The organism is Streptomyces sp. NPDC041814, assembly GCF_055590565.1.
Window position 1 is genome coordinate 186,495 of record NZ_JBVJAM010000003.1, and the last position, 21,844, is coordinate 208,338.

The 21,844-nt window shown below is 71.6% G+C and carries 22 protein-coding genes; 14 read left to right on the plus strand and 8 right to left on the minus strand.

The annotated features are described in order from the left end of the window. Positions 1-83 precede the first annotated feature (83 nt). The 5 genes from ACZ6C6_RS10485 (at position 84) to ACZ6C6_RS10505 (ending at position 5,069) form a co-directional block, all read left to right on the plus strand. On the plus strand, positions 84-1,022 hold the full coding sequence (locus ACZ6C6_RS10485; RefSeq protein ID WP_469201198.1) for a cellulose-binding protein: 939 nt from the start codon (positions 84-86) through the stop codon (positions 1,020-1,022). A gap of 90 nt (positions 1,023-1,112) precedes the next feature. Then, the gene (locus tag ACZ6C6_RS10490; protein WP_469201200.1) at positions 1,113-2,102 is read left to right on the plus strand and encodes an ATP-binding cassette domain-containing protein; all 990 of its coding nucleotides are present in this window, start codon (positions 1,113-1,115) and stop codon (positions 2,100-2,102) included. 2 nt (positions 2,103-2,104) lie between these two features. Beyond that, complete coding sequence (locus ACZ6C6_RS10495) at positions 2,105-2,884, plus strand: ABC transporter permease (protein ID WP_469201202.1); 780 nt, start codon at positions 2,105-2,107, stop codon at positions 2,882-2,884. 134 nt (positions 2,885-3,018) lie between these two features. Beyond that, positions 3,019-4,209 (plus strand): ABC transporter ATP-binding protein, encoded by a 1,191-nt coding sequence (locus tag ACZ6C6_RS10500; RefSeq protein ID WP_469201204.1) that lies wholly within the window; start codon positions 3,019-3,021, stop codon positions 4,207-4,209. Then, complete coding sequence (locus ACZ6C6_RS10505; RefSeq protein ID WP_469201206.1) at positions 4,206-5,069, plus strand: ABC transporter permease; 864 nt, start codon at positions 4,206-4,208, stop codon at positions 5,067-5,069. The genes ACZ6C6_RS10500 and ACZ6C6_RS10505 overlap by 4 nt, the downstream gene beginning before the upstream one ends. Positions 5,070-5,081: 12 nt before the next feature. On the opposite strand, the gene ACZ6C6_RS10510 is transcribed toward ACZ6C6_RS10505, so the two are convergent. After that, the gene (locus ACZ6C6_RS10510; protein ID WP_469201208.1) at positions 5,082-5,411 is read right to left on the minus strand and encodes an ATP/GTP-binding protein; all 330 of its coding nucleotides are present in this window, start codon (positions 5,409-5,411) and stop codon (positions 5,082-5,084) included. Between the two features lie 198 nt (positions 5,412-5,609). Between ACZ6C6_RS10510 and ACZ6C6_RS10515 the strand changes: the two genes are divergently transcribed. Further along, positions 5,610-6,650, plus strand: a complete 1,041-nt coding sequence (locus tag ACZ6C6_RS10515) for an LLM class flavin-dependent oxidoreductase (protein ID WP_365680615.1) — start codon at positions 5,610-5,612, stop codon at positions 6,648-6,650. Positions 6,651-6,749: 99 nt separating this feature from the next. On the opposite strand, the gene ACZ6C6_RS10520 is transcribed toward ACZ6C6_RS10515, so the two are convergent. After that, positions 6,750-7,142 carry an SCO5389 family protein gene (locus ACZ6C6_RS10520; protein ID WP_018102614.1) on the minus strand — a complete coding sequence of 131 codons (393 nt, stop codon included), beginning with the start codon at positions 7,140-7,142 and terminating at the stop codon, positions 6,750-6,752. A 266-nt stretch (positions 7,143-7,408) separates the two neighbouring features. On the opposite strand from ACZ6C6_RS10520, the gene nucS reads away from it, so the two are divergent. Beyond that, positions 7,409-8,080, plus strand: coding sequence for an endonuclease NucS (gene nucS / locus ACZ6C6_RS10525; protein WP_018550058.1), 672 nt, complete (start codon positions 7,409-7,411; stop codon positions 8,078-8,080). Positions 8,081-8,182: 102 nt separating this feature from the next. On the opposite strand, the gene ACZ6C6_RS10530 is transcribed toward nucS, so the two are convergent. The 4 genes from ACZ6C6_RS10530 to ACZ6C6_RS10545 all read right to left on the minus strand — a co-directional run bounded on the left by ACZ6C6_RS10530 (position 8,183) and on the right by ACZ6C6_RS10545 (position 13,075). Continuing rightward, the gene (locus tag ACZ6C6_RS10530) at positions 8,183-10,645 is read right to left on the minus strand and encodes a P-loop NTPase family protein (protein ID WP_469201210.1); all 2,463 of its coding nucleotides are present in this window, start codon (positions 10,643-10,645) and stop codon (positions 8,183-8,185) included. Between the two features lie 246 nt (positions 10,646-10,891). Further along, the gene (locus tag ACZ6C6_RS10535) at positions 10,892-11,215 is read right to left on the minus strand and encodes an STAS domain-containing protein (RefSeq protein WP_018102617.1); all 324 of its coding nucleotides are present in this window, start codon (positions 11,213-11,215) and stop codon (positions 10,892-10,894) included. 237 nt (positions 11,216-11,452) lie between these two features. Continuing rightward, complete coding sequence (locus ACZ6C6_RS10540) at positions 11,453-12,301, minus strand: 3-hydroxyacyl-CoA dehydrogenase family protein (RefSeq protein ID WP_469201213.1); 849 nt, start codon at positions 12,299-12,301, stop codon at positions 11,453-11,455. Between the two features lie 132 nt (positions 12,302-12,433). After that, positions 12,434-13,075, minus strand: coding sequence for a TetR/AcrR family transcriptional regulator (locus ACZ6C6_RS10545; RefSeq protein WP_469201215.1), 642 nt, complete (start codon positions 13,073-13,075; stop codon positions 12,434-12,436). An 80-nt stretch (positions 13,076-13,155) separates the two neighbouring features. Between ACZ6C6_RS10545 and ACZ6C6_RS10550 the strand changes: the two genes are divergently transcribed. Genes ACZ6C6_RS10550 through ACZ6C6_RS10560 form a run of 3 tightly spaced genes read left to right on the plus strand, consistent with a single transcriptional unit; the run spans position 13,156 to position 15,288 of the window. Further along, positions 13,156-13,935, plus strand: a complete 780-nt coding sequence (locus ACZ6C6_RS10550) for an ABC transporter ATP-binding protein (protein WP_469201217.1) — start codon at positions 13,156-13,158, stop codon at positions 13,933-13,935. A 17-nt stretch (positions 13,936-13,952) separates the two neighbouring features. Next, entirely contained in the window at positions 13,953-14,702 is a 750-nt protein-coding gene (locus ACZ6C6_RS10555) for an ABC transporter permease (protein WP_469201219.1), read from the plus strand. Positions 14,703-14,715: 13 nt separating this feature from the next. Then, on the plus strand, positions 14,716-15,288 hold the full coding sequence (locus ACZ6C6_RS10560) for a cob(I)yrinic acid a,c-diamide adenosyltransferase (protein ID WP_469201221.1): 573 nt from the start codon (positions 14,716-14,718) through the stop codon (positions 15,286-15,288). Here the strand turns inward: ACZ6C6_RS10560 and ACZ6C6_RS10565 are convergent. Further along, the gene (locus ACZ6C6_RS10565; protein ID WP_469201223.1) at positions 15,285-15,830 is read right to left on the minus strand and encodes a hypothetical protein; all 546 of its coding nucleotides are present in this window, start codon (positions 15,828-15,830) and stop codon (positions 15,285-15,287) included. The two genes, ACZ6C6_RS10560 and ACZ6C6_RS10565, sit on opposite strands and share 4 nt — an antisense overlap. 93 nt (positions 15,831-15,923) lie before the next feature. Between ACZ6C6_RS10565 and ACZ6C6_RS10570 the strand changes: the two genes are divergently transcribed. The 3 genes from ACZ6C6_RS10570 (at position 15,924) to ACZ6C6_RS10580 (ending at position 19,824) form a co-directional block, all read left to right on the plus strand. Beyond that, positions 15,924-17,111, plus strand: coding sequence for a sensor histidine kinase (locus ACZ6C6_RS10570; RefSeq protein WP_469201225.1), 1,188 nt, complete (start codon positions 15,924-15,926; stop codon positions 17,109-17,111). Continuing rightward, a complete protein-coding gene (locus tag ACZ6C6_RS10575; RefSeq protein WP_469201228.1) occupies positions 17,108-17,758 on the plus strand; it encodes a response regulator in 651 nt (216 codons plus the stop codon). The genes ACZ6C6_RS10570 and ACZ6C6_RS10575 overlap by 4 nt, the downstream gene beginning before the upstream one ends. A gap of 179 nt (positions 17,759-17,937) precedes the next feature. After that, positions 17,938-19,824 carry a glycosyl hydrolase family 18 protein gene (locus ACZ6C6_RS10580; RefSeq protein WP_469201230.1) on the plus strand — a complete coding sequence of 629 codons (1,887 nt, stop codon included), beginning with the start codon at positions 17,938-17,940 and terminating at the stop codon, positions 19,822-19,824. An 83-nt stretch (positions 19,825-19,907) separates the two neighbouring features. On the opposite strand, the gene ACZ6C6_RS10585 is transcribed toward ACZ6C6_RS10580, so the two are convergent. Continuing rightward, positions 19,908-20,654: a TetR/AcrR family transcriptional regulator C-terminal domain-containing protein gene (locus ACZ6C6_RS10585; protein WP_469201232.1), complete on the minus strand. Its 747-nt coding sequence runs from the start codon at positions 20,652-20,654 to the stop codon at positions 19,908-19,910. A 101-nt stretch (positions 20,655-20,755) separates the two neighbouring features. Here ACZ6C6_RS10585 and ACZ6C6_RS10590 point away from each other — a divergent pair, with 101 nt between their 5' ends. Next, complete coding sequence (locus ACZ6C6_RS10590) at positions 20,756-21,841, plus strand: alpha/beta fold hydrolase (RefSeq protein ID WP_469201234.1); 1,086 nt, start codon at positions 20,756-20,758, stop codon at positions 21,839-21,841. The last annotated feature ends 3 nt before the right edge of the window (positions 21,842-21,844 follow it).

Genomic DNA, 21,844 nt, shown 5'->3' on the forward strand with positions numbered 1-21,844 from the left:
ACCGGCATCTGCTCGATGACACGCCGTTTCGGCCCCTAGGATTCCCTCTATCACCTCACCGGTCTCACTTCGACAGGAACCCCATGAGTGACCCTTCCTCCCCCTTCGGCTTCGAACTCGTGCGGCGTGGTTACGACCGCGGTCAGGTGGATGACCGCATTACCAAGCTCGTCGCCGACCGTGATAGTGCCCTGTCCCGCATCACATCGCTGGAAAAGCGCATCGAGGAACTGCACCTCGAAACGCAGAACGCCCAGGCCCAGGTGAACGACGCGGAGCCGTCGTACGCGGGGCTCGGCGCGCGTGTGGAGAAGATCCTCCGCCTGGCCGAGGAGGAGGCGAAGGACCTGCGCGAGGAGGCCCGTCGCGCCGCCGAGCAGCACCGCGAGCTCGCCGAGTCCGCCGCCCAGCAGGTGCGCAACGACGCCGAGACCTTCGCCGCCGAGCGCAAGGCCAAGGCCGAGGACGACGGCGTCCGCATCGTCGACAAGGCCAAGGGTGAGGCCACCGCGCTGCGCTCGGACGCGCAGAAGGACGCGGCGCAGAAGCGCGAGGAGGCCGACGCCCTCTTCGAGGAGACCCGCGCCAAGGCCGCCCAGGCCGCCGCGGACTTCGAGACCAACCTCGCCAAGCGCCGCGACCAGTCGGAGCGCGACCTCGCGTCCCGCCAGGCCAAGGCCGAGAAGCGCCTCGCCGAGATCGAGCACCGCGCCGAGCAGCTTCGTCTGGAGGCCGAGAAGCTGCGCACGGACGCCGAGCGCCGGGCCCGTCAGACGGTGGAGACCGCACAGCGCCAGTCCGAGGACATCGTGGCGGACGCCAACGCGAAGGCCGACCGCATCCGCAGCGAGTCGGAGCGCGAGCTCGCGGCCCTCACCAACCGCCGCGACTCGATCAACGCGCAGCTGACCAACGTCCGCGAGATGCTGGCGACGCTGACCGGTGCCGCGGTGGCCGCCGCCGGCACCCCCGCCGAGGAGGAGCCCGCCTCGCGCGGCGTCCCGGCCCAGCAGACCCGCTGATCACGGGAAGCAACACCCGCACGGCTCGCCCGCGTGCCCGGCCCCGCCCTTGTGGTGGCGCCGGGCACGCGGCCGTTCTAGCGTGAACGCATGATCGAGCTCGATGGCCTCACGAAGAGGTACGGGAACAAGGTCGCCGTCGACCAGTTGTCGTGCGTGATCAAACCGGGAATGGTGACGGGTTTTCTGGGACCCAACGGGGCGGGCAAGTCCACCACGATGCGGATGATGCTCGATCTCGACAACCCGACCAGCGGTTCCGTGCGGATCGACGGCAAGCACTACCGCGAACTCTCCGAGCCGCTGAAGTACATCGGGGCGCTCCTGGACGCCAAGGCGATGCACGGCGGGCGCAGCGCGTACAACAATCTGCTCTGCCTGGCGCAGAGCAACCGCATTCCCGAACAGCGGGTGGCGGAGGTGCTGGAGACCGTCGGCCTGACCGCGGTGGCGAGGAAGAAGTCGAAGGGTTTCTCGCTCGGCATGGGCCAGCGCCTGGGCATCGCCTCGGCGCTGCTCGGCGATCCCCGGATCCTGATGTTCGACGAGCCGGTGAACGGTCTCGACCCCGAGGGCATCCACTGGATCCGGAACCTGATGAAGACCCTCGCCTCGCAGGGCCGGACGATCTTCGTCTCCTCGCACCTGATGAGCGAGATGGCGCTGACCGCCGATCACCTGATCGTGATCGGCCAGGGCAGGCTGCTCGCCGATACGTCGATGGCCGACTTCATCCAGGAGAACTCGCGCAGTTACGTCCGGCTGCGCTCCCCGCAGCCGGAGCGGCTGCGGGACGTGCTGCACCAGGAGGGCGTCGTCGCCGTCGAGGCGGACGGCGGCACGCTGGAGGTGGACGACGCCACCACCGAGGACCTGGGCGAGCTGGCCGCCCGGCACGGCATCACGCTGCACGAGCTGAGCGCCCAGCGGGCGTCGCTGGAGGAGGCGTTCATGCAGATGACGGCGGGCGCGGTCGAATACCACGCGCACTCGGAGCCGGGCGGCGGCGCGCCACCGCCCGAGGGCCCGCAGTGGGGCGAGGGCTGGGTACAGCGGCCCGGCGGCGGAGAGGGGGCGTGACGATGGCTTCGGTCCCCGCGGTCCTGACCTCCGAATGGACCAAGATCCGCACGGTCTCCTCCACCACCTGGACGCTGATCTCGGCGTTCCTGGTCACCGTGGCGATGGGCGCGGCCCTGTGCGCGGTGATGAACGCGCAGTTCGACGACCTCAAGCCGGAGGAGCGGATCACCTTCGACCCGACGTTCATCAGCTTCTCCGGGATGATCCTCGGTCAGCTGGCGATGGTGGTGTTCGGGGTGCTCGTCGTCGGCACGGAGTACAGCTCCGGCATGATCCGCACCTCGCTGGCCGCCGTACCGCAGCGGGCGACCTTCCTGTTCAGCAAGATGCTGGTGGCCGGGGTCCTCGCGCTGGTGGTGGGCCTGGTCACCAGCTTCGTCACGTTCTTCCTCGGCCAGGCGCTGCTGGGCGACCACGGTACGGACATCGGCGCGGACAACGTGCTGCGCGCGGTCGTCGGCGGCGGGCTCTACATGGGCCTGATCGCGCTGTTCTCGATGGGGGTGGCGGCGATGCTGCGCAGCTCCATGCTGTCGCTGGGCATCCTGATGCCGTTCTTCTTCCTGGTCTCGCAGATCCTGTCGGCGGTGCCGGGCGCCAAGAAGGTCGCTCAGTACTTCCCGGACCAGGCGGGCTCCAAGATCATGCAGGTGGTGCCGGACGCGATGAACAGTGATCCGGCGCCGTACGGGCCGTGGGCCGGGCTGCTGATCATGGTGGGCTGGGTGGCGGCCGCGGTGCTCGGCGGCTTCCTCGTACTCAAGAAGCGCGACGCCTGAGCCGGGCGGCGCGGGACTCGCCCCTGTACGACTTGGCCGGAACCGTCAAGGCGCGGATATCCTCCTAACTCTTACGGGGGCGTACGGCCGGACGGCGTGTGCCCCGACGACAGATAAGTCGATGGGGCTGGAGCATGATCGAGGCAGTCGGCCTGACCAAGCGCTATGGCGCGAAGACGGCCGTGTACAACCTTTCCTTCCAGGTGCGGCCGGGGGCCGTCACCGGGTTCCTCGGTCCCAACGGGTCCGGCAAGTCGACCACCATGCGCATGATCCTCGGCCTGGACAGGCCGACGTCAGGCCGCGTCACCATCGGCGGCCACGAGTTCCGCAGCCTGCCGAACGCGCCCCGCCAGGTGGGCGCCCTGCTCGACGCGAAGGCGGTGCACGGCGGGCGCAGCGCCCGCAACCACCTGCTCTCGCTCGCCCAGCTGGCCGGCATCCCGGAGGCGCGGGTGGACGAGGTGCTGGGCGTCGTCGGCCTCCAGGACGTGGCCCGTAAGCGCTCCAAGGGCTTCTCGCTGGGCATGGGGCAGCGCCTCGGCATCGCGGCGGCGCTCCTCGGCGACCCGCAGGTGCTGCTGTTCGACGAGCCGGTCAACGGCCTCGACCCGGAGGGCATCCTCTGGGTCCGGAACCTGATGAAGATGCTGGCGTCCGAGGGCCGCACGGTCTTCGTCTCCTCGCACCTGATGAGCGAGATGGCCCTCACCGCCGACCACCTGATCGTGATCGGGCGCGGCCAGCTGATGGCCGACATGAGCGTCAAGGACTTCATCTCGGCCAACTCGGCCGACTTCGCCCGGGTCCGCGTCCCGGACGAGACGCCGGAGCAGCGCGAGAAGCTGACCGCCACGCTGACCGAGGCGGGCGGCCGGGTCCTGTCGGAGCCGGACGGCGCGCTGCGGGTCACCGGCCTGGCGCTCCCCCGCATCAGCGACCTGGCCCACGAGTCGGACGTCCGGCTGTGGGAGCTCTCGCCGCACCAGGCGTCGCTGGAGGAGGCGTACATGCGGATGACGCAGGGAGCCGTGGACTACCGCTCGACGGCGGACCAGCGGGCCCACCTCCAGCAGCAGCCGCCGCACCCCGGCTACGGGCAGCAGCCGGGCTACGCGCCGCCGCCGCAGCAGCAGCCCGCGCCGGACGTGCCGCAGCAGGGCTGGTACGCCCCGCCGCCGCCCGGACAGAACCCGTACGCGGCCGGCGCACCGGCCCAGGCGCCCGCGCCTCCGGCCCCCACCGCCCCCGCCCCGGCGGCGCCCGCCGAGGCCCCCGCCCCCGCAGACCTGACCAAGCGCGAGACCAGCGAGGACCCCCGATGACCACGCCGCCGGCGCCGCAGGCGCCGTACCAGCAGCCCGCGCCGCAGCAGGGGTACCAGCAGCAGCAAGGGTTCTACACCTCGCCGATCCCGCTGCGTCCCGCGACGCTGGGGGACGCGATCGCCTCGGAGTGGACCAAGATCCGGTCCGTCCGCTCCACCATGTGGACGCTCGGCGTCATGACCGCGCTGCTGCTGGTCATCGGGATCCTCACGGCCGTCGCGGTCTCCGCGTCCGACTCCAGCATGAACGGGACCCCGGTCCTGAGCCTCGGCTTCTTCGGGGTGCTGCTCGGCACGCTCTGCGTGATCACGCTCGGGGTGATGACGATCGCCTCGGAGTACGGCACCGGCATGATCCGTACGACGCTGACGGCCTGCCCGAGCCGGGGCCGGGTGCTCGGCGCCAAGGCGCTCGTCTTCTTCCTGCTCACCTTCGTCCTCACCACGGTGATGACGTCGGTGGTCGCCCTGATCCAGTCGTCCATGCTGGACGCGTCGTCCCCGAGCGGCGAGGAGTGGCTGCGCGCGACGGTCGGCGTCGGGCTCTACGTGGCGACGCTGGGCCTGCTGGCGCTCGCGGTCGGCGCGCTGATCCGGCACTCGGCCGGCGCGATCACGATCATGATCGGCGTGGTGCTGCTCCCGCTCGTGCTGGCGCTCTTCATGTTCGCGAGCTCGCTGGAAGGGCTCCGGGACACGCTGCTGGAGTACTCGGTCCCGAACCAGCTGAGCGTCTTCTACGACAACTCGGTCACGACGTCCGGCCCGTCCGGCTGGGATCCGCTGTGGATCATCCTCGGCGTGACGGCGGTCGCCATGGGCGGGGCGTACCTCTCGATGAACCAGCGCGACGTCTGAGGCCGTGCCGCCTCAGTAGCGGGGCGCGTTCCTGGACCGCTGCACCTTCGTGGTGCGGCGGTCCTTCGCGTTCCAGCAGGCCTTGTGCCAGTGCCTGCGGTCGTCGACGCCCCCGTACTCGGACCAGGCCACCAGATGCGGGACGCCGGACGGGATCTCCTGGTCGCAGCCGGGGCAGCGGTAGCGCTTGCCGGCCGCGCTCGCGCCGCTGACCGGGCGCACCGACCACTCCTCGCCCTGCCACTCCTCCGTACGCCCGCCCCCGCCGTACCGGTCGCCCGCATCGCTCGCACTGTCGTTGCGGCTCTCGCCGCCTCGGGGGCGGTTGCGGCGCGGGGACACGTTTCACCTCACGGAACGAGCTGGTAGGGACTCGTCCAGCGTAGGGCCATTCGGGCGGGGCACCCGACTCTCCGGCTTCGCGGCGCGACGGGTTACCGGAAAATCGCAACAACTCCGCGCCGGACCGTGCCTTTGGCACGTGTCAGACGTTGTTGCCAGTAGGGGAGAGCCGCGTCGGCCATAAGGAGGCAATTGGCGATGCGTGTCGGAACGTTCGTACTGGCGGCCCAGTTTCCGGGCCAGGGACCGGGGGAAGCGCTGCACCGCGCCATCCGGTCCGCCGAGGTAGCCGAGGAGTCCGGGCTCGACTCGGTCTGGCTGGCCGAACATCACTTCGTGCCGTACGGGGTCTGCCCGTCCGCCGTCACCCTGGCCGCGCAGCTGCTCGGCCGGACCCGCCGCATCCGCGTCGGTACGGCGGTGAGCGTGCTGCCCACGCAGCATCCGGTGGCGCTCGGCGAGCAGGCCGCGCTGCTCCACCTGACCAGCGGCGGCCGGTTCAGCCTCGGGGTGGGCCGGGGCGGTCCATGGGTGGATCTGGAGGTGTTCGGCGGTGGCCTGGAGGCGTACGAGAAGGGGTTCCCGGAGTCGCTGGGGCTCCTGCTCGACTGGCTGCGCGAGCCGCGCGTGGCCGGCCGGGGCGAGCGGTACGCCTTCCGCGAGGTCGCGGTCGTCCCCCGGGCCGACGAACTGATCGGCGCGGACGGGGCGGAGGGGGCCGGGCCCGAGGTGATCGTCGCGTGCACCTCGCGGAAGACCGTGGAGCTCGCCGCCGACCGGGGTCTGCCGATGCTGCTCGGCATGCACTGCGGGGACGAGGAGAAGGCGGAGATGGTGGCGCTCTGGCGGTCCCGCGCGCTGGCGGCCGGCCATGCGCCGGAGAAGGTGCGCGGGGCGGGGCATGTCTCGGCCGGGGTGGCCCAGATCGCCGACCGCACCGAGGACGCCGTCGAGACGCTGGTGAAGGCGATGCCGGGCTGGCTGCGCCAGGGGCTCGGCGCGCATGTCACCGTCGACGGCCGGCACCGCGTGATGCGGGACCCCGTGGGGTACGCGGAGCTGCTGTGCGGCCTTCATCCGGTGGGCACGCCGGAGCTGGCGGCCGAGCGCCTCGCGGTGACCGCCGAGCGCACGGGCATCACCCGCTTCGCGCTCCTGGTGGAGGGTTCCGGAGATCTCGTCGCCACGGAGGAGAACGTAGCGCGGCTGGGCACGGAGGTACGGCCACTCCTCGAATGACCCCCGCACACGGACGGAAGGGTGTACGGCGGTGTGCTGACGGAGCCGCCGCCCCGGACCAGTTGCACCTCCCGCGGCCCGGAACGGCGACGGAAGCGTTCAGCAGTCCCGTAGTTCGGGCGACTGGTTGAGCAACTGGCCCCTCACCGAGGTGAACTTGGCCAGTCGGTCGTCGACCGAGGCGTCCAGCGGGAACACCGCGACGCGGTGGCAGTTCTGGAATGCGAGACGCACCCCGAAGTGCCGCTGCAGCGCTCCGCGTATCGCATCACTCGCGAGCGCGCGCAGCAGCTGACCACGTGCCTGCTCGTTGGGCGGCGGCGTCTGGTTGTCGGCGAACTCCCCGCCGTCGACCTTCAGCTGAGCCACCAACGAGCTGATCATCTCCCATGCGTAGGGCAGGGAGGTCCGGACGCAGTCGACGAAGTCGGCTTCGTCGACCTCGCCTCGCTCGGCCTGTTCCAACAGAGCCGGTGAGACGTCGAGCGACATGGGTTCTCCTCTCGCGGCCCCGGCGGATTACCGAAGCCTTACGGGCAGGGAAGAAGGCCGACGACGACGCAGCGTGCACGCACGGCGACCTCCCGCTTCCACGGTAAGGGCGCAGTCCGGGCCGCACCAGGAGATTGGGAACACAACCGGCCAATAACGAAGGGGTTCAAAGAGGGGCAAGACAGAAAGCGACAACTCCGGAAGGGACGGGAGTGACGGATGGGTGAATCGCGCCGGCCCCCCGACGTCGAGTAGCGTTGCCGACCATGCGTCTCGTCATCGCCCGCTGCTCCGTGGACTACGCCGGCCGGCTCACGGCCCACCTGCCCTCCGCTCCCCGCCTCATCCTGGTGAAGGCGGACGGGAGCGTGTCGATTCACGCCGACGACAGGGCGTACAAACCGCTCAACTGGATGTCGCCGCCCTGCACCCTGAAAGAGGGCAGCGGCGACACCGAGGGCGTCTGGACCGTGGTGAACAAGGCGGGCGAAAAACTGATCATCACGATGGAGGAAATCCTCCACGACTCAAGCCATGAACTGGGCGTCGACCCGGGGCTGATCAAGGACGGCGTCGAGGCGCACCTCCAGGAACTGCTCGCGGACCGCATCGAGACCCTGGGCGAGGGCTACACGCTGATCCGCCGCGAGTACTTCACGGCCATCGGCCCGGTCGACATCCTGTGCCGCGACGCGGACGGGCAGACGGTGGCCGTCGAACTGAAGCGGCGCGGCGACATCGACGGCGTCGAGCAGCTGACCCGCTATCTGGAACTCCTCAACCGCGACCCGCACCTGGCCCCGGTGAAGGGCATCTTCGCCGCCCAGGAGATCAAGCCGCAGGCCCGCGTCCTGGCCACGGACCGCGGCATCGGCTGCGTGGTCCTGGACTACGACGCGATGCGGGGCATCGAGGACGACAAGCTGCGCCTGTTCTGAGCGGCGGTGCCACTTCTACGGGCTTCGGGCCCGTCGGCCCTCTCAAGCCCGTCCGGCGATTGAGGACGGAACCCTGGGGCCGAGGGCCGGCGCACTCTCGGACTACTCTCCCGAAGGGCTACCGCTCGCCGCACTCGTGGACCCACTCGCCTGCTCAGGCGTCTCCGGCTTCGTGGGCGGCTCTTCCGGGTCCTCCGTCGGAGACTCCGTCTCCGTGGGCGTCTCCGTCGGCGTGGGCGCGGACGCCGACTTCGTGGGCGTCGGCGACGAAGACGTCGGCTTCGGCGACGACTCCGTCGCCCGGGGCGACGACGGCGACCCGGGGGACGACGGCGTGTCCGGCGCCGAGGACGACGCCGAAGGCGACACCGTAGGCGCCGACCCGCTCCCCGTCGCGGACGGCGTCACCGAGGCCGACGAGGACGGGGACCCGGACGGCGACCCGTCCGTGGACGGCCCGTCCGCCGGCTGCCCGGTCTCCACTTCCTCGTCGTAGATGCTGTCGTCGTCCGGCACCTCCTGCTCGGTCGACGTACCGGCCCCGCCCTGCGGGTCGCTGCTCGACGTCAGCCCGAGCGTCACCACCGTGCCGAGCACCCCGGCCAGCAGCACGCCCGCCCCGGCGGCGACCAGATTGCGCCGGGCCCCGCCGATCAGGGCCAGCGGCCCGCCCCGCGACGCACCCTTGCCGCCCCCCGCGGCAGGCGTCGGCACGGCCACCGTCATCGGCTCCTGCCGGGGCACCACGGCGGTGTCGGCGAACGCACTCGTCATCGAGACCGGCACGACGGCCGGTACCCCCAGCGGCGGCGACGCCTCGAACGCCCCGTCGCCTCCCGCCGCCGGCCCCGCGGCCCGGTCCTCGACCAGGGCGAGCGCCCGCCGCCCGGCCACCGCGCCGCTCTTGTCGGCGAGCGCCCCGCGCATGCTGATCGCGGTCTCCAGCTCGGCCCTGGCCCGGTCGGGGTGACCGGTGCAGAGCGCGAGGACGCCCAACTCGTGGTGGAAGTACGCCTCTTCCGCGACCTCCCCGGCGAGCCGTCCGGCCTCCTGGCCGATCCGGAGGGCCCGCTCCCAGGCGCCCCAGAGCAGCCCGGCCGCGAAGGCGGGCGCCGCGCTGCGGGCGAGGAGCACGGCGGCGCTCGTCCCTCCGGCCTCCTCCCCCGGCACCAGCCGGCCCAGGGCGGCGATGATCGCGTCGGCCTCGGCGGCCGCCCGTTCGGGGGTGACGGAGGGGTGCCCGGTCCACCAGGCGTAGTGCTGGGCGGCGGTGCGGGCGCGGTCGGCGGCGTCGTCCTCGTAACCGGCCGCCGCCAGCTGGGCCAGGACCCCGGCGGCCAGCCGGTAGCGGGAGCCGGACGGGGAGAGCAGCCCGCAGCCGGCCAGCTCGCCGAGGGCGGCGTCGGCGTGGGTGTCCCCGACGAGCGCGGGCAGATGGGCCTGGTGCGGCACCTCACCGCCGAGGGCCACCGCGAACCGCAGCGTGTCGCGGGCGGCCTCGCTCAGCCGGGAGGCGAGCAGGGCCGCGGGCGCCGCACCCTCGCCGAGGCTGGGCAGCGGCACATCGGACTCCCCGGCCGCCTCGGGCGCGGGCGGCGCGTCGGCGGGCCGGTTCTCCAGATAGCCGTACTCGTCGTACGCGGTGGCGTCGGGCCGCAGCTGGTCGCGCTGGCGCAGCAGCGCACCGGCCTGGACGAAGCGCAGGGGCAGGCCCTCGGACTCGAACCAGAGGTCTCCGGCCCAGTTGGCCTCCTCCTCGGTGAGCTGCCGTTCGACCACCCTGCTCAGCAGGTCCAGGGAGGTGGCGCGGTCGAGGCCGGTGAGGAAGACCTCTTCGAGGGCGGCGTCGGCGCCGGGCGCCGCGACCTCGGGCGTGGCGGCGAGCAGGAAGGCGCACTCGGGGGTCGCGTCGAGGAGTTCGTCCAGGGCGGCGCCGCCGAGCTCCAGGTCGTCCAGGACGACGACGGCCCCGGTGGTGCGCAGCGCCTCCAGCAGGAGCGGCCGGTCCGGCCGGTGCAGGGGGGCGTCGTGGACGGCGTCGAAGAGCGCGTACAGCAGATCGGTGGCGGTGCGCTTGTGGCCACTGAGGCGGACGACCCCGTCGGGCGCGAAGTCCGCGCAGTCGGCGGCGACGGCGTCGAGCAGGGCGGTGCGGCCGGAGCCGGCCGGTCCGGTGAGCCGGACGGAGCGGCCGCGGGCGAGGAGGCGGGTCAGCCGTTCGCGTTCCTCGTCGCGCCGCAGCAGCGGGAGCCGGGGCGCGGTCGGGCCGGGCGGGACGGGGGGCGTCGCGGCGCGGGCGCGGTCGGCGCGCTCGGCGGGGGTGCGGCGGACGGGGGCCGCGGGCCGCTCACCGGGAGGGCACGGCTCGACCTCGCTGCCGTCGACGGGGTTGACGGTGAGCGTCAGGTCGCCGGCGACGAGGGTGACCATGCGGACCTGCTGCGGCGTTTGCTGACCGAAATCCGGGGTCAGTGGATCGCGGGAGGGGCGGCGTCGGCCGGCCTCCTCGGCGAAGTCCTTGCTGTCGTGGCCGAACTCTTCCGGCCCCCGGTGTATCGGGTCCATCGCCAAAGCCCCCAAGACGCGTCGAGCGCGGTTGTCCCTCCCGGCCTCGCACGTCCTGATGCCGCCCACGGTCCGGTGTCCGCCGGGTCGGGTCCGTCAATCGGCAGACGGCCGAACCCTAAACCTTCGCACAGTATCCATGACCATCCGGGGTGGCGCGCCGCCCCGAGATCACGGTCTCGTGAGGATTGTGTGCCTTCTCGCCGTACGGTCACCGAGGGGGCACGGGGTGTGCCCGTACCGGCCTCAGACGCGGGGCAGGGACTCCGCCGCGATCCCGCCCTCGATGGCGAGGATGCGGTGCAGTCTCGTGGCCACCAGGAGGCGTTGCATCTGCGGAGGCACGCCGCGCAGCACGAGGCGCCGTCCGGCGCGCCCGGCCCTGCGGTGTGCGCCCATGATGACGCCGAGACCGGTGGCGTCCCACGAATCCAGCTCGGTCAGGTCGAGCACCAGATCGCCGACGCCGTCGTCCAGGGCCGAGTGCAGGACCGTACGGGCGTCCGCCGCGCTTCGGACGTCGAGGCGGCCCCCGACGACCAGCTCGGCGTGGTCGCCCCTGATGTGCATATGCGCTCCCCTGGAATGCTCCGTGGCCCGGTCCGTCTGTCCGAAACTGTCTCTGCCCCAACTGACTGCGGCAGCGACAGGGTAGTTGCCGTCTGTAAGCGAACCGATACCGAATTCACTCCGAGGAGTGATACGGAAGGGTCGCGAACGCTGCTGGATCCAGTGGATCCGGACGGCGTGTACCGAACGGCACCCGGTCCGGCTGACAGCGGATCAGCCGGACCGGACCGAAAATGATCAGTAGGTGTAAAAGCCCTGCCCGCTCTTGCGCCCGATGTCACCTGCATCGACCATCCGGCGCATCAGCTCCGGGGCGGCGAACTTCTCGTCCTGCGACTCGGTGTAGATGTTGCTCGTGGCGTGCAGCAGGATGTCGACGCCGGTGAGGTCCGCGGTCGCGAGCGGGCCCATCGCGTGGCCGAAACCGAGCTTGCACGCGACATCGATGTCCTCGGCCGTGGCGACGCCCGACTCGTACAGCTTGGCGGCCTCGACCACGAGCGCCGAGATCAGCCGGGTGGTGACGAAGCCGGCCACGTCGCGGTTGACGACGATGCAGGTCTTGCCGACGGACTCGGCGAACTCCCGCGCGGCGGCCAGGGTTTCGTCGCTGGTCTTGTAGCCGCGTACGAGCTCGCAGAGCTGCATCATCGGAACCGGCGAGAAGAAGTGCACGCCGACCACGCGCTCCGGGCGCTCCGTCACGGCCGCGATCTTGGTGATCGGGATGGCGGAGGTGTTGGAGGCCAGCACGGTGTCGTCCCGGACGATCTTGTCGAGCGACCGGAAGATCTCGTGCTTCACCTCCAGCTTCTCGAAGACGGCCTCGACCACGATGTCCGCGTCGGCGACGGCGTCCAGGTCGGTGGTCGTGGTGATCCGGCCCAGCGCGGCCTCGGCGTCGGCGGCGTCCAGCTTGCCCTTGGCGACGAACTTGTCGAGGGAGCCCTTGATGCCGTCGCGGCCGCGGGTCAGGGCCTCGTCGGTGACGTCGCGCAGCACGACGTCCCAGCCGGCCTGGGCGGAGACCTGCGCGATGCCGGACCCCATGAGTCCGGCTCCGATGACGGCGAGCTTCCTGGCCACGTTGGCACCCCTCTGTATGTGTCGCTGGTTCTGGTCCATGCCCTCCGGCGGAGGTTAGTACCCGGGGCGGGCGCTGGGGCGGTGAAGAGATGCGCGTCACGTCTCAAATGACGGACATCACACCGGGGGCCGTCATTCGGCGGCGCGCCGGGCGTAGTTGAGCACCTTTTCGCCCAGCAGGTCCTCGATGTCGTCGAGCAGGACGAGCGCGCGCCTGGACACCTCGGCGGGCTTGCCGCCGGCCACCATCTCCTGCCCGATGTACGCCATGAGGGTGCTGTGGACCCAGGAGAGCTGACCGGCCACCAGGACCGGCGTCCGGTCCCCCGCCCCGGCACCGCTCACCTCCGTGAGGGTGGCCTCCAGGTGCCGCGCGGCCTCCTGCTGGATGTGCCAGAGGCGGGCCTTGAGGCTGTCGGCCTCCTCGATGACCCGCATGAAGCGGGCGTACCCGTCCATCAGGCCGACGGTGGGCGAGACGCCCTCGACCTGGATGCGCAGCTCCCGCAGCACGGCGTCGGCCGCGGACTCGCCCTTGTCCCGGCCCCTGACGTACCGCGAGAGGCGCTCCACGACGCCCATGCTCCGGTCGAGGAACAGGTCCTCCTTGGCGGGGAAGTAGTTGTACACGGTGTTGACGGAGACATCGGCGGCGTGCGCGATCTCGGCGATCGTCACCGCGTCGAAGCCCCGCTCCAGGAAGAGGCCGGTGGCCACGTCCGAGAGGTGCTGCCTGGTCTGCCGCTTCTTGCGCTCCCTGAGTCCCTCAGCCATGGGTCCATCGTAGATCGCCTGGGGTCCCTTAAAAATTGGAGTCATTGCATTTTTTCAGTGACTCTGTTTTCGTGGAAGCCATGACCGTCATCAGCACGTCCGGGCTGGCCCGGACCTTCATGAGCAAGGCCGGCCCCGTCGAGGCCGTCCGCTGCCTCGACCTCACCGTCGCGGCCGGCGAGATCGTCGGCCTGCTCGGCCCCAACGGCGCGGGCAAGACCACGACCCTGCGCATGCTCACCACGCTGCTCGCCCCCACCGGCGGCGCGGCCACCGTCGCCGGCCGCGACCTCGTCGCGGACCCGGCGGGCGTCCGCGCCCAGTGCGGTTACGTCGCCCAGTCGGGCGGGGTCGACCCCCACACCACCGTGCGGGAGGAGCTGGTCACCCAGGGCCGGATGTACCGGCTCGGCAAGGCGGCGGCGGTCGCCCGGGCCGCCGAACTCGCCGGGGAACTGGGCCTGTCGGACCTGCTCGACCGGCGGACCGCGACTCTCTCCGGCGGCCAGCGCCGGCGCCTGGACATCGCGATGGGGCTCACCCACCGCCCCGCCGTGCTCTTCCTGGACGAGCCGACCACCGGGCTCGACCCGGGCAGCCGGGCCGACCTCTGGGACCTGGTGCGCCGCCTGCGCGACGCGCACGGCACCACCGTCGTGCTCACCACGCACTACCTGGACGAGGCGGACGCGCTCGCCGACCGGCTCGTCGTCATCGACGGCGGCCTGGTGGCGGCGGAGGGCTCCCCGGCCACGCTGAAGACCCGTTACGCGGGCTCGCCCGACGCCACGCTCCAGGACGCCTTCCTGGCCGTCACCGGACGCGCCCCCGCCGCCGACACCGCCCCCCTCACGGTCTGACACCCCTCGGGACACCCATGCTGCTGCACGACACCGCGCTGATCTTCGGGCGCTACGCCCGCCAGACCCTGCGCTCCAAGTTCCAGATCCTCTTCGGCATCCTGATGCCCCTGCTCTACCTGCTCTTCTTCGGCCCGCTGCTCACCGGACTGCCGCTCGGCGGGGGCACCGACTCCTGGCAGATCCTGGTGCCCGGGCTGCTGCTCCAGCTCGGCCTGTTCGGCGCCTCGTTCGCCGGGTTCGGCCTGATCATCGACAAGTCGACCGGGGTGGTCGAGCGCATGCGGGTGACCCCGGTGAGCCGGGCGGCGCTGCTGCTGGGCCGGGTGCTGCGGGACGCGCTGCTCTTCATGTTCCAGGCGGTGCTGCTGGTGCTCGTCGCCGTACTGATGGGGCTGCGGGCGCCGCTGGCCGGGGTGCTGACCGGCTTCGTCTTCGTCGGCCTGCTGACGGTCTCGCTGGCCTCGCTCTCGTACGCGCTGGCGATGCGGGTCTCGACGCCGCAGGAGTTCGGGCCCGTCATCAACTCGCTCACCATGCCCGCCATGCTGCTGTCCGGCCTGATGCTGCCGATGACCCTCGGCCCGAAGTGGCTCGACGTCCTCTCGCACTTCACGCCGTTCCGCTACCTGGTGGACGCGGTCCGGGACGCGTACGTGGGCTCGTACGCCACCGGCCACATGCTGTACGGAGTCCTGGTCGCCCTCGGCTTCGCGGCGCTGGCCGTGACGGTGGGCACACGTGTCTTCCGGAAGGCCGGGGCCTAACTAGGCTGGCCGCATGGTCAATCTGACGCGCATCTACACCCGTACCGGCGACACCGGCACCACCACCCTCGGCGACATGAGCCGCACCGCCAAGACCGATCTGCGGATCTCCGCGTACGCCGACGCCAACGAGGCCAACGCGGTCATCGGCACCGCGATCGCCCTCGGGCGGCTGGACGAGGACGTCGTGAAGGTCCTCGTCCGCGTGCAGAACGACCTGTTCGACGTGGGCGCGGACCTCTCCACACCGGTGGTCGAGGACCCGAAGTACCCGCCGCTGCGGGTGGAGCAGTCGTACGTCGACAAGCTGGAGGCCGACTGCGACCACTACCTGGAGCAGGTGGAGAAGCTCCGCAGCTTCATCCTTCCGGGCGGTACGCCGGGCGCCGCGCTGCTCCACCAGGCGTGCACGGTGGTCCGGCGCGCCGAGCGGTCCACCTGGGCCGCGATGGAGGTGCACGGCGAGGTGATGAACGCGCTGACGGCGACCTACCTCAACCGCCTCTCGGACCTGCTGTTCATCCTGGCCCGGGTCGCGAACAAGGAGGTCGGCGACGTCCTGTGGGTGCCGGGCGGCGAGCGCTAGGCATCCGGGTCCGGCGCCCGCTTCGGGAACAGCGTGTAGCTCGCCGCGATCACCAGGTTGATCCCGATGACCAGCAGCATCGTCCGCTGCCAGGACCGCAGCGAGCTCACGTCCCCGTCACCGCCCACGTACCAGACGGCCGCCTGGAGCAGGGCCAGCGCGGTGGCGGCGGCCACGGTCCAGCGGGCGGCGGTCCTCCACTCGTACACCGCCCGCGCCTTCCCGTACTTCGGCGGCTTCACCGGCGGCGGGCCCCCGGCGAACCGGTGGGCGACGCGGGCGTCGGCCCACTGGATGGTGGAGTGCCCGAGGCCGACCGTGAAGCCGATGTACACCGCGGCGAGCCCGTGCTTCCAGTCCGGCTCGGCGCCGTTCTTCAGGTCCACGGCGGTCACCGCGAGCAGGACGAGCTCCAGCACCGGCTCGCACAGCAGCACCGCGGCGCCCAGGCGCGGCTTGCGCGCCCCGTAGCGCAGCGCCAGCCCGGCGGCCAGCAGCACCCAGAAGGCGATCTCGCAGGCCACGATCAGTGTGACGATCACGGTCGGCTCCCTTTCTCTCCCTTCCAGCCTGGCCGCCGCGCGGGCCAGGGTCATCGGCCCAGGTGACGAGAGACGGCTGCATACTTCGATGTAGTGCCGACTCCCTCCCTGCCCCGCCCGCACCGCGACGACGTGCTCATCGCGGCCCTCGGGCTGCTCGGCGGACTGGTGCTGTGGCTGCTCAACCTCTACATGCGGACCGGTGACGTCCTCGGGGACACCCGCCTCCCGCTGATCCCGCTCGTCGTCATGTCGGCGGCGGAACTGCTGCGCAGGAGCTCGCCGCGCACCGCCCTCACCATCGGCTCCGTCGCGCTCGTCGCGGATCAGTGCACCCACGGCAACCTGGCCACCGTGGCGATGTACACCGACGTCATGTACGCGGCGGTGCTGTACGGGACCCCGACGGCCGCCCGCCGCATCCCGGTGATCACCTTCCTGATCTCCCTCGTCGTCACCATCGGCTCGCTCGCGTGGATCCGCAGCCCCGAGGCCCTGCTCGTCGGCATCGTCACCGCCCTCGTCGTCTTCGTGCCCGCCCTCACCGGGGTCAGCGTGCGCAACCACCGGGACGCCGCCGACGCGGCCCGGCTGCGCGCCGACCAGACCGCCCTGCTCGCCGAGATGGACCGCGCCCAGGCGGTGACCGCCGAGCGGGCCCGGATGGCGCGCGAGCTGCACGACCTGGTCGCCAACCACCTGTCCGCCATCGCCATCCACTCCACCGCCGCGCTCTCCCTCGGCGACCCGGAGACCTCGCGCAACGCCCTCGGGGTCATCCGCGAGAACAGCGTCGAGGGTCTGGCCGAAATGCGCCGCCTGATCGGGCTGCTGCGCACCGGGGCCGCCGACGCCGAGCCCAGCAGCACACCGTCCTTGGGTTCACTGGACGCGCTGGTCGAGCAGCACCGCGCGGCCGCCGCGGACGCCGGGCTGAGCTGCGTGCTGGAGGACGCCGGGGACGGCGGGGCACCCCTGCCGGCGCCGGTCGAGCTGGCCGCGTACAGGATCGTGCAGGAGTCCCTGACCAATGCGCTCAAGCACGCGGCGCCGGGCCCGGTCACGGTGCGGCTGGGGCGGGCGGGGCGGCGGCTGACGGTGGAGGTGACCAGCGTGCTCGGGGAGCGGACGGGGCCGCGCGCGCCGGGGTCGGGAGCGGGTCTGGTGGGGATGCGGGAGCGGGTGGCGCTGCTCGGCGGGGAGTTCGGGGCGGGCCCGGTGGACGGGATGTGGCGGGTGCGGGCGGAACTGCCCGCGGACGAAGGGGAATCGGGGACATGACGGTCCGGGTGGTGGTCGCGGAGGACCAGACGGCGGTACGGGCGGGCCTGGTGCTCATCCTGGGCAGCGCGCCGGACATCGAGGTCGTCGGGGAGGCCGGGGACGGCGAGGAGGCGGTACGGCTGGCCCGCGAGCTGCGGCCGGACCTGGTGCTGATGGACGTGCAGATGCCGCGCCTGGACGGGGTGTCGGCGACCCGGCAGGTGACCGGTGAGGGGCTGGCGGACGTGCTGGTGCTGACGACGTTCGACCTGGACGCCTACGTGTTCGGGGCGCTGCGGGCGGGGGCCTCGGGCTTCCTGCTGAAGGACACCGAGGCGGCCGGGCTGCTCGACGCGGTGCGCACGGTGGCGCGCGGTGAGGGGATGATCGCGCCGGCCGTGACGCGGCGGCTGATCGCGGAGTTCGCCGGGACCGGGCCCGGACGGGCGGCGGAGGCTCCGGACGCGTCGGTGCTGGAGGCGCTGACCCGGCGGGAGCGCGAGGTGCTGGGGTGCCTGGGCGAGGGCTTGTCGAACGCGGAGATCGCCGAGCGGCTCTCCATGGCGGAGGCGACGGCGAAGACGCACGTCAGCCGGTTGCTGGGCAAGCTGGAGCTGCGCAGCCGGGTCCAGGCGGCCGTACTGGCACAGGAGTTGGGTGTCTGAGGTTTATTCGGCGGACGGCCACGATCTTTGGTCTGGACCTCTTGACGATTGGTCCAGACCTTCTTAATCTCACCGAACACACTGCGGTGAGCCTGCCATGACAAAAGCGGGCTCAGGGCGGCGCAGGGTTGCAGTTCACGGACCACCCCGTATGTCCGGACCTCACCCGAGGAGCACCGTTGAGCACTGAGACCCCCCGCCGGACCCGATTCAGACTCGGGACCGGTCGAGCCACCAGAACCAGAGCCGTCGCGGGCCTCTCCGCACTGCTCCTTCCCCTCGCCGCGATGGTCGGCCTGGCGTCCCCCGCCGAGGCGGCGACCTCCGCCACCGCCACGTACCTCAAGAAGTCCGACTGGGGCACCGGCTTCGAGGGCCAGTGGACGGTGAAGAACACCGGCACCACGTCCCTCAGCTCCTGGACCATCGAGTGGGACTTCCCCAGCGGCACCGGCGTCGGCTCCGCCTGGGACGCCACCGTCACCCACACGGGCAACCACTGGACCGCCAAGAACGTCGGCTGGAACGGCACCATCGCCCCCGGCGCCAGCGTCTCCTTCGGCTTCAACGGCACCGGCTCCGGCGGCGGCGCCGCCACCAACTGCACGCTGAACGGCGCCTCCTGCGACGGCGGTCCCACCGTTCCCGGCGACAACGCCCCTTCGGCGCCGGGCACCCCCACCGCGAGCTCCATCACCGACACCTCGGTGAAGCTCGGCTGGACCGCGGCCACCGACGACAAGGGCGTCAAGAACTACGACGTCCTGCGGGACGGCGCGGTCGTCGCCACGGTCACCGGCACCACGTACACGAACACCGGCCTCACCGCGGGCACGGACTACTCGTACAGCGTGCAGGCGCGGGACACCGCCGACCAGACCGGCCCGGTCAGCGGCGCGGTCAAGGTCCACACCACCGGCGGCGGCACCGACCCCGGCGAGCCGGGCACCGGCGACAAGGTCAACCTCGGCTACTTCGCCGAGTGGGGCGTCTACGGACGCAACTACCACGTCAAGAACCTGGACACGTCCGGTTCGGCCGCGAAGATCACGCACATCAACTACGCCTTCGGCAACGTCCAGGGCGGCAAGTGCACCATCGGCGACTCCTACGCCGACTACGACAAGGCGTACACCGCCGACCAGTCCGTCGACGGCGTCGCCGACACCTGGGACCAGCCGCTGCGCGGCAGCTTCAACCAGCTGCGCAAGCTGAAGGCGAAGTACCCCCACATCAAGGTGCTGTGGTCCTTCGGCGGCTGGACCTGGTCCGGCGGCTTCGGCCAGGCGGCCCAGAACCCGGCCGCGTTCGCCGACTCCTGCTACAGCCTGGTCGAGGACCCGCGCTGGGCCGATGTCTTCGACGGCATCGACATCGACTGGGAGTACCCCAACGCCTGCGGCCTGACCTGTGACACCAGCGGCCCGGACGCGCTGAAGAAGCTCACTTCGGCGCTGCGCACCAAGTTCGGCAAGGACTACCTGGTCACCGCCGCCATCACGGCCGACGGCTCTCAGGGCGGCAAGATCGACCTGGCGGACTACGCCGGCGCCGCGCAGTCGCTCAACTGGTACAACGTGATGACGTACGACTTCTTCGGTGCCTGGGACGCGAAGGGCCCGACCGCCCCGCACTCCCCGCTGAACTCGTACTCCGGCATCCCGATCGCCGGGTTCAACTCCGCCGACGCCATCGCCAAGCTGAAGACCCAGGGCGTCCCCGCGTCCAAGCTGCTGCTCGGCATCGGCTTCTACGGCCGCGGCTGGACCGGCGTCACCCAGGACGCGCCCGGCGGCACCGCCACCGGCGCCGCCCCGGGCACGTACGAGGCGGGCATCGAGGACTACAAGGTCCTCAAGAACACCTGCCCGACCACCGGCACGATCGCCGGCACCGCGTACGCCCACTGCGGCACCAACTGGTGGAGCTACGACACCCCGGCCACCATCAAGTCGAAGATGGCCTGGGCGAAGACGCAGGGCCTGGGAGGCGCGTTCTTCTGGGAGTTCAGCGGGGACACCAGCAACGGTGAACTCGTGAGCGCGATGAACACCGGCCTCAAGTAACCCCCGAGGCTCAGCCCCCCGAAAGACGCCGGGGAGACAGGTCCGCCCCCTGTCTCCCCGGTTTTCGCGTGCCCGCGCGCTTCTTACGGCGACGCCTCGGCGATCAGTGCCTGGACACCGTCGAGGATGCGGTCCAGGCCGAAGTCCAGCGACTCGGCGCCGTTCGACTCGAACGCCCCCGCGGCGATGGCCCGGGTGAGCGCGGGGAACCGGTCGGAGTGCCGTTCCAGGAGCTCACCGGTCAGCCGGCCCCACTCCCGGGCATGCTCCGCGTCGAAGTCCGCCCGCTGCTGGGCCAGGCTGCGCACCTGCCCGATCAGGAGGAGGACGACCCGCTGCCGGTCGGCCGCGCCGAGCCCCGTCGGCTCCAGCGCGGCATGGGCCGCGTCCAGCCAGCCCAGCTGGTGGGGGCCCATGATCTGGCGGCGCATCGCGGTGGCCGCGAGCAGCCAGGGGTGGTCCACGTACACCTGCCAGGACCGGCGGCTCCAGGTGGCCAGCCGCTCCCGCCACCCCGGGCCCGCGTCCGTGAGGTCGGGTACACCGGCGAGCACCACCTCCACCATGAGCTCGACCAGCTCGGTCTTGCCGGGCACATAGCGGTAGAGCGCCATCCCGGAGACGCCGAGTCCGGCCGCCACCCGGCCCATCGACACCGCGTCCAGGCCCTCCGCGTCGGCGACCGCGACCGCCTCGTCGGCGATCCGCCGCGGGGTCAGTGAGGGCTTGGGGCCCCGGGCGGGCCGGTCCCGCTCGCCCCAGAGCAGTTCGACGCCCGCCCGCATGTCCCTCGGCCCCGCCCGCTTGCTTCTCCCGGCTGCCCCGGCCATCGCGTTCTCCCTGGTCTCGGTCGGACGGTTGACACCCCCCGACCAACTGTATATACCTTAAACGCTTCTGCTTACGCCATAAACAGTTTAAGGAGTCAGCCGTGCTGACCACGCTCATCACCGCATCCGCCGCCACCCTGGTGGCCGGCCCCGTCGTGGGGATGCTGGGCTACCGCCGGCTCAAGCGCACCGCCGCCGCCAGGGCGCTGCGCGTCACCGCGCCGGGCGGGATCGAGGAGTCCGGCTTCGTCCGGATCGGCGGCATCGACCAGTGGATCTCCGTACGGGGCGACGACCGCGCCAACCCGGTGATCCTGGAGATCCACGGCGGCCCCGGCGCCTCCAACCACATCTTCCTGCCGCGCACCCGCGCCTGGGAGAAGCACTTCACCGTCGTCCGCTGGGACATGCGCGGCGCCGGCCGCACCTTCGCCGCCCACGGCCCCGACGGCCAGGGAGAATTCACCCTGGACCGGCTGTACGAGGACGCCCTGGAGGTCACCGACCACATCCGGTCCCGGATGGGCGTCGACAAGGTCCTGCTGGTGGCCAACTCGTTCGGCACGGTCATCGGACTGCGGCTGGCCCGCCGCCACCCCGAGCGGTACTCCGCGTACGTGGGCACCGACCAGAACATCTACGGGGGCGGCCGCGACCACGGCGCCTTCGACGCCCTGCTGGAGCGGCTGCGGGCGGCCGGGAAGCGCAAGGACCTGGCCGCCGTCGTCGCGATGGGCCCCGACCCCACCGCCTGGACCCCGGAGCAGTGGGCGGCCCACGCCAGGACCGTCACCACGTCCGACCCGCTGACCTACGACACCATGAAGACCGTGGTGGTCCGCTCGCTGTGGTTCTCACCCCTGCACACGCTGCGCGGGCTGCGCTCCTACATGGGCGCGATGACCTTCTCGGAACAGGTGGGGCCGGAGGCCGTGACGATCGACGAGTGGGCCGACGGCACCGACTTCGCCCTGCCGTTCTTCATCTTCCAGGGAGCGCACGACGTCCTGACGCCGCCGGCCCCGGCGCGCGCGTTCTACGAGGCCGTCACCGCCCCCGCCAAGGACTTCGCGCTCATCGAGGACGCGAGCCACTTCGCGTCGTTCCGGCACCCGGAGCGCTTCCTGGAGCTGATGCTGACGCGGGTCCGGCCGGCGGTCGCGGGCTCATCGGACGTGTGGCGCTAGGCG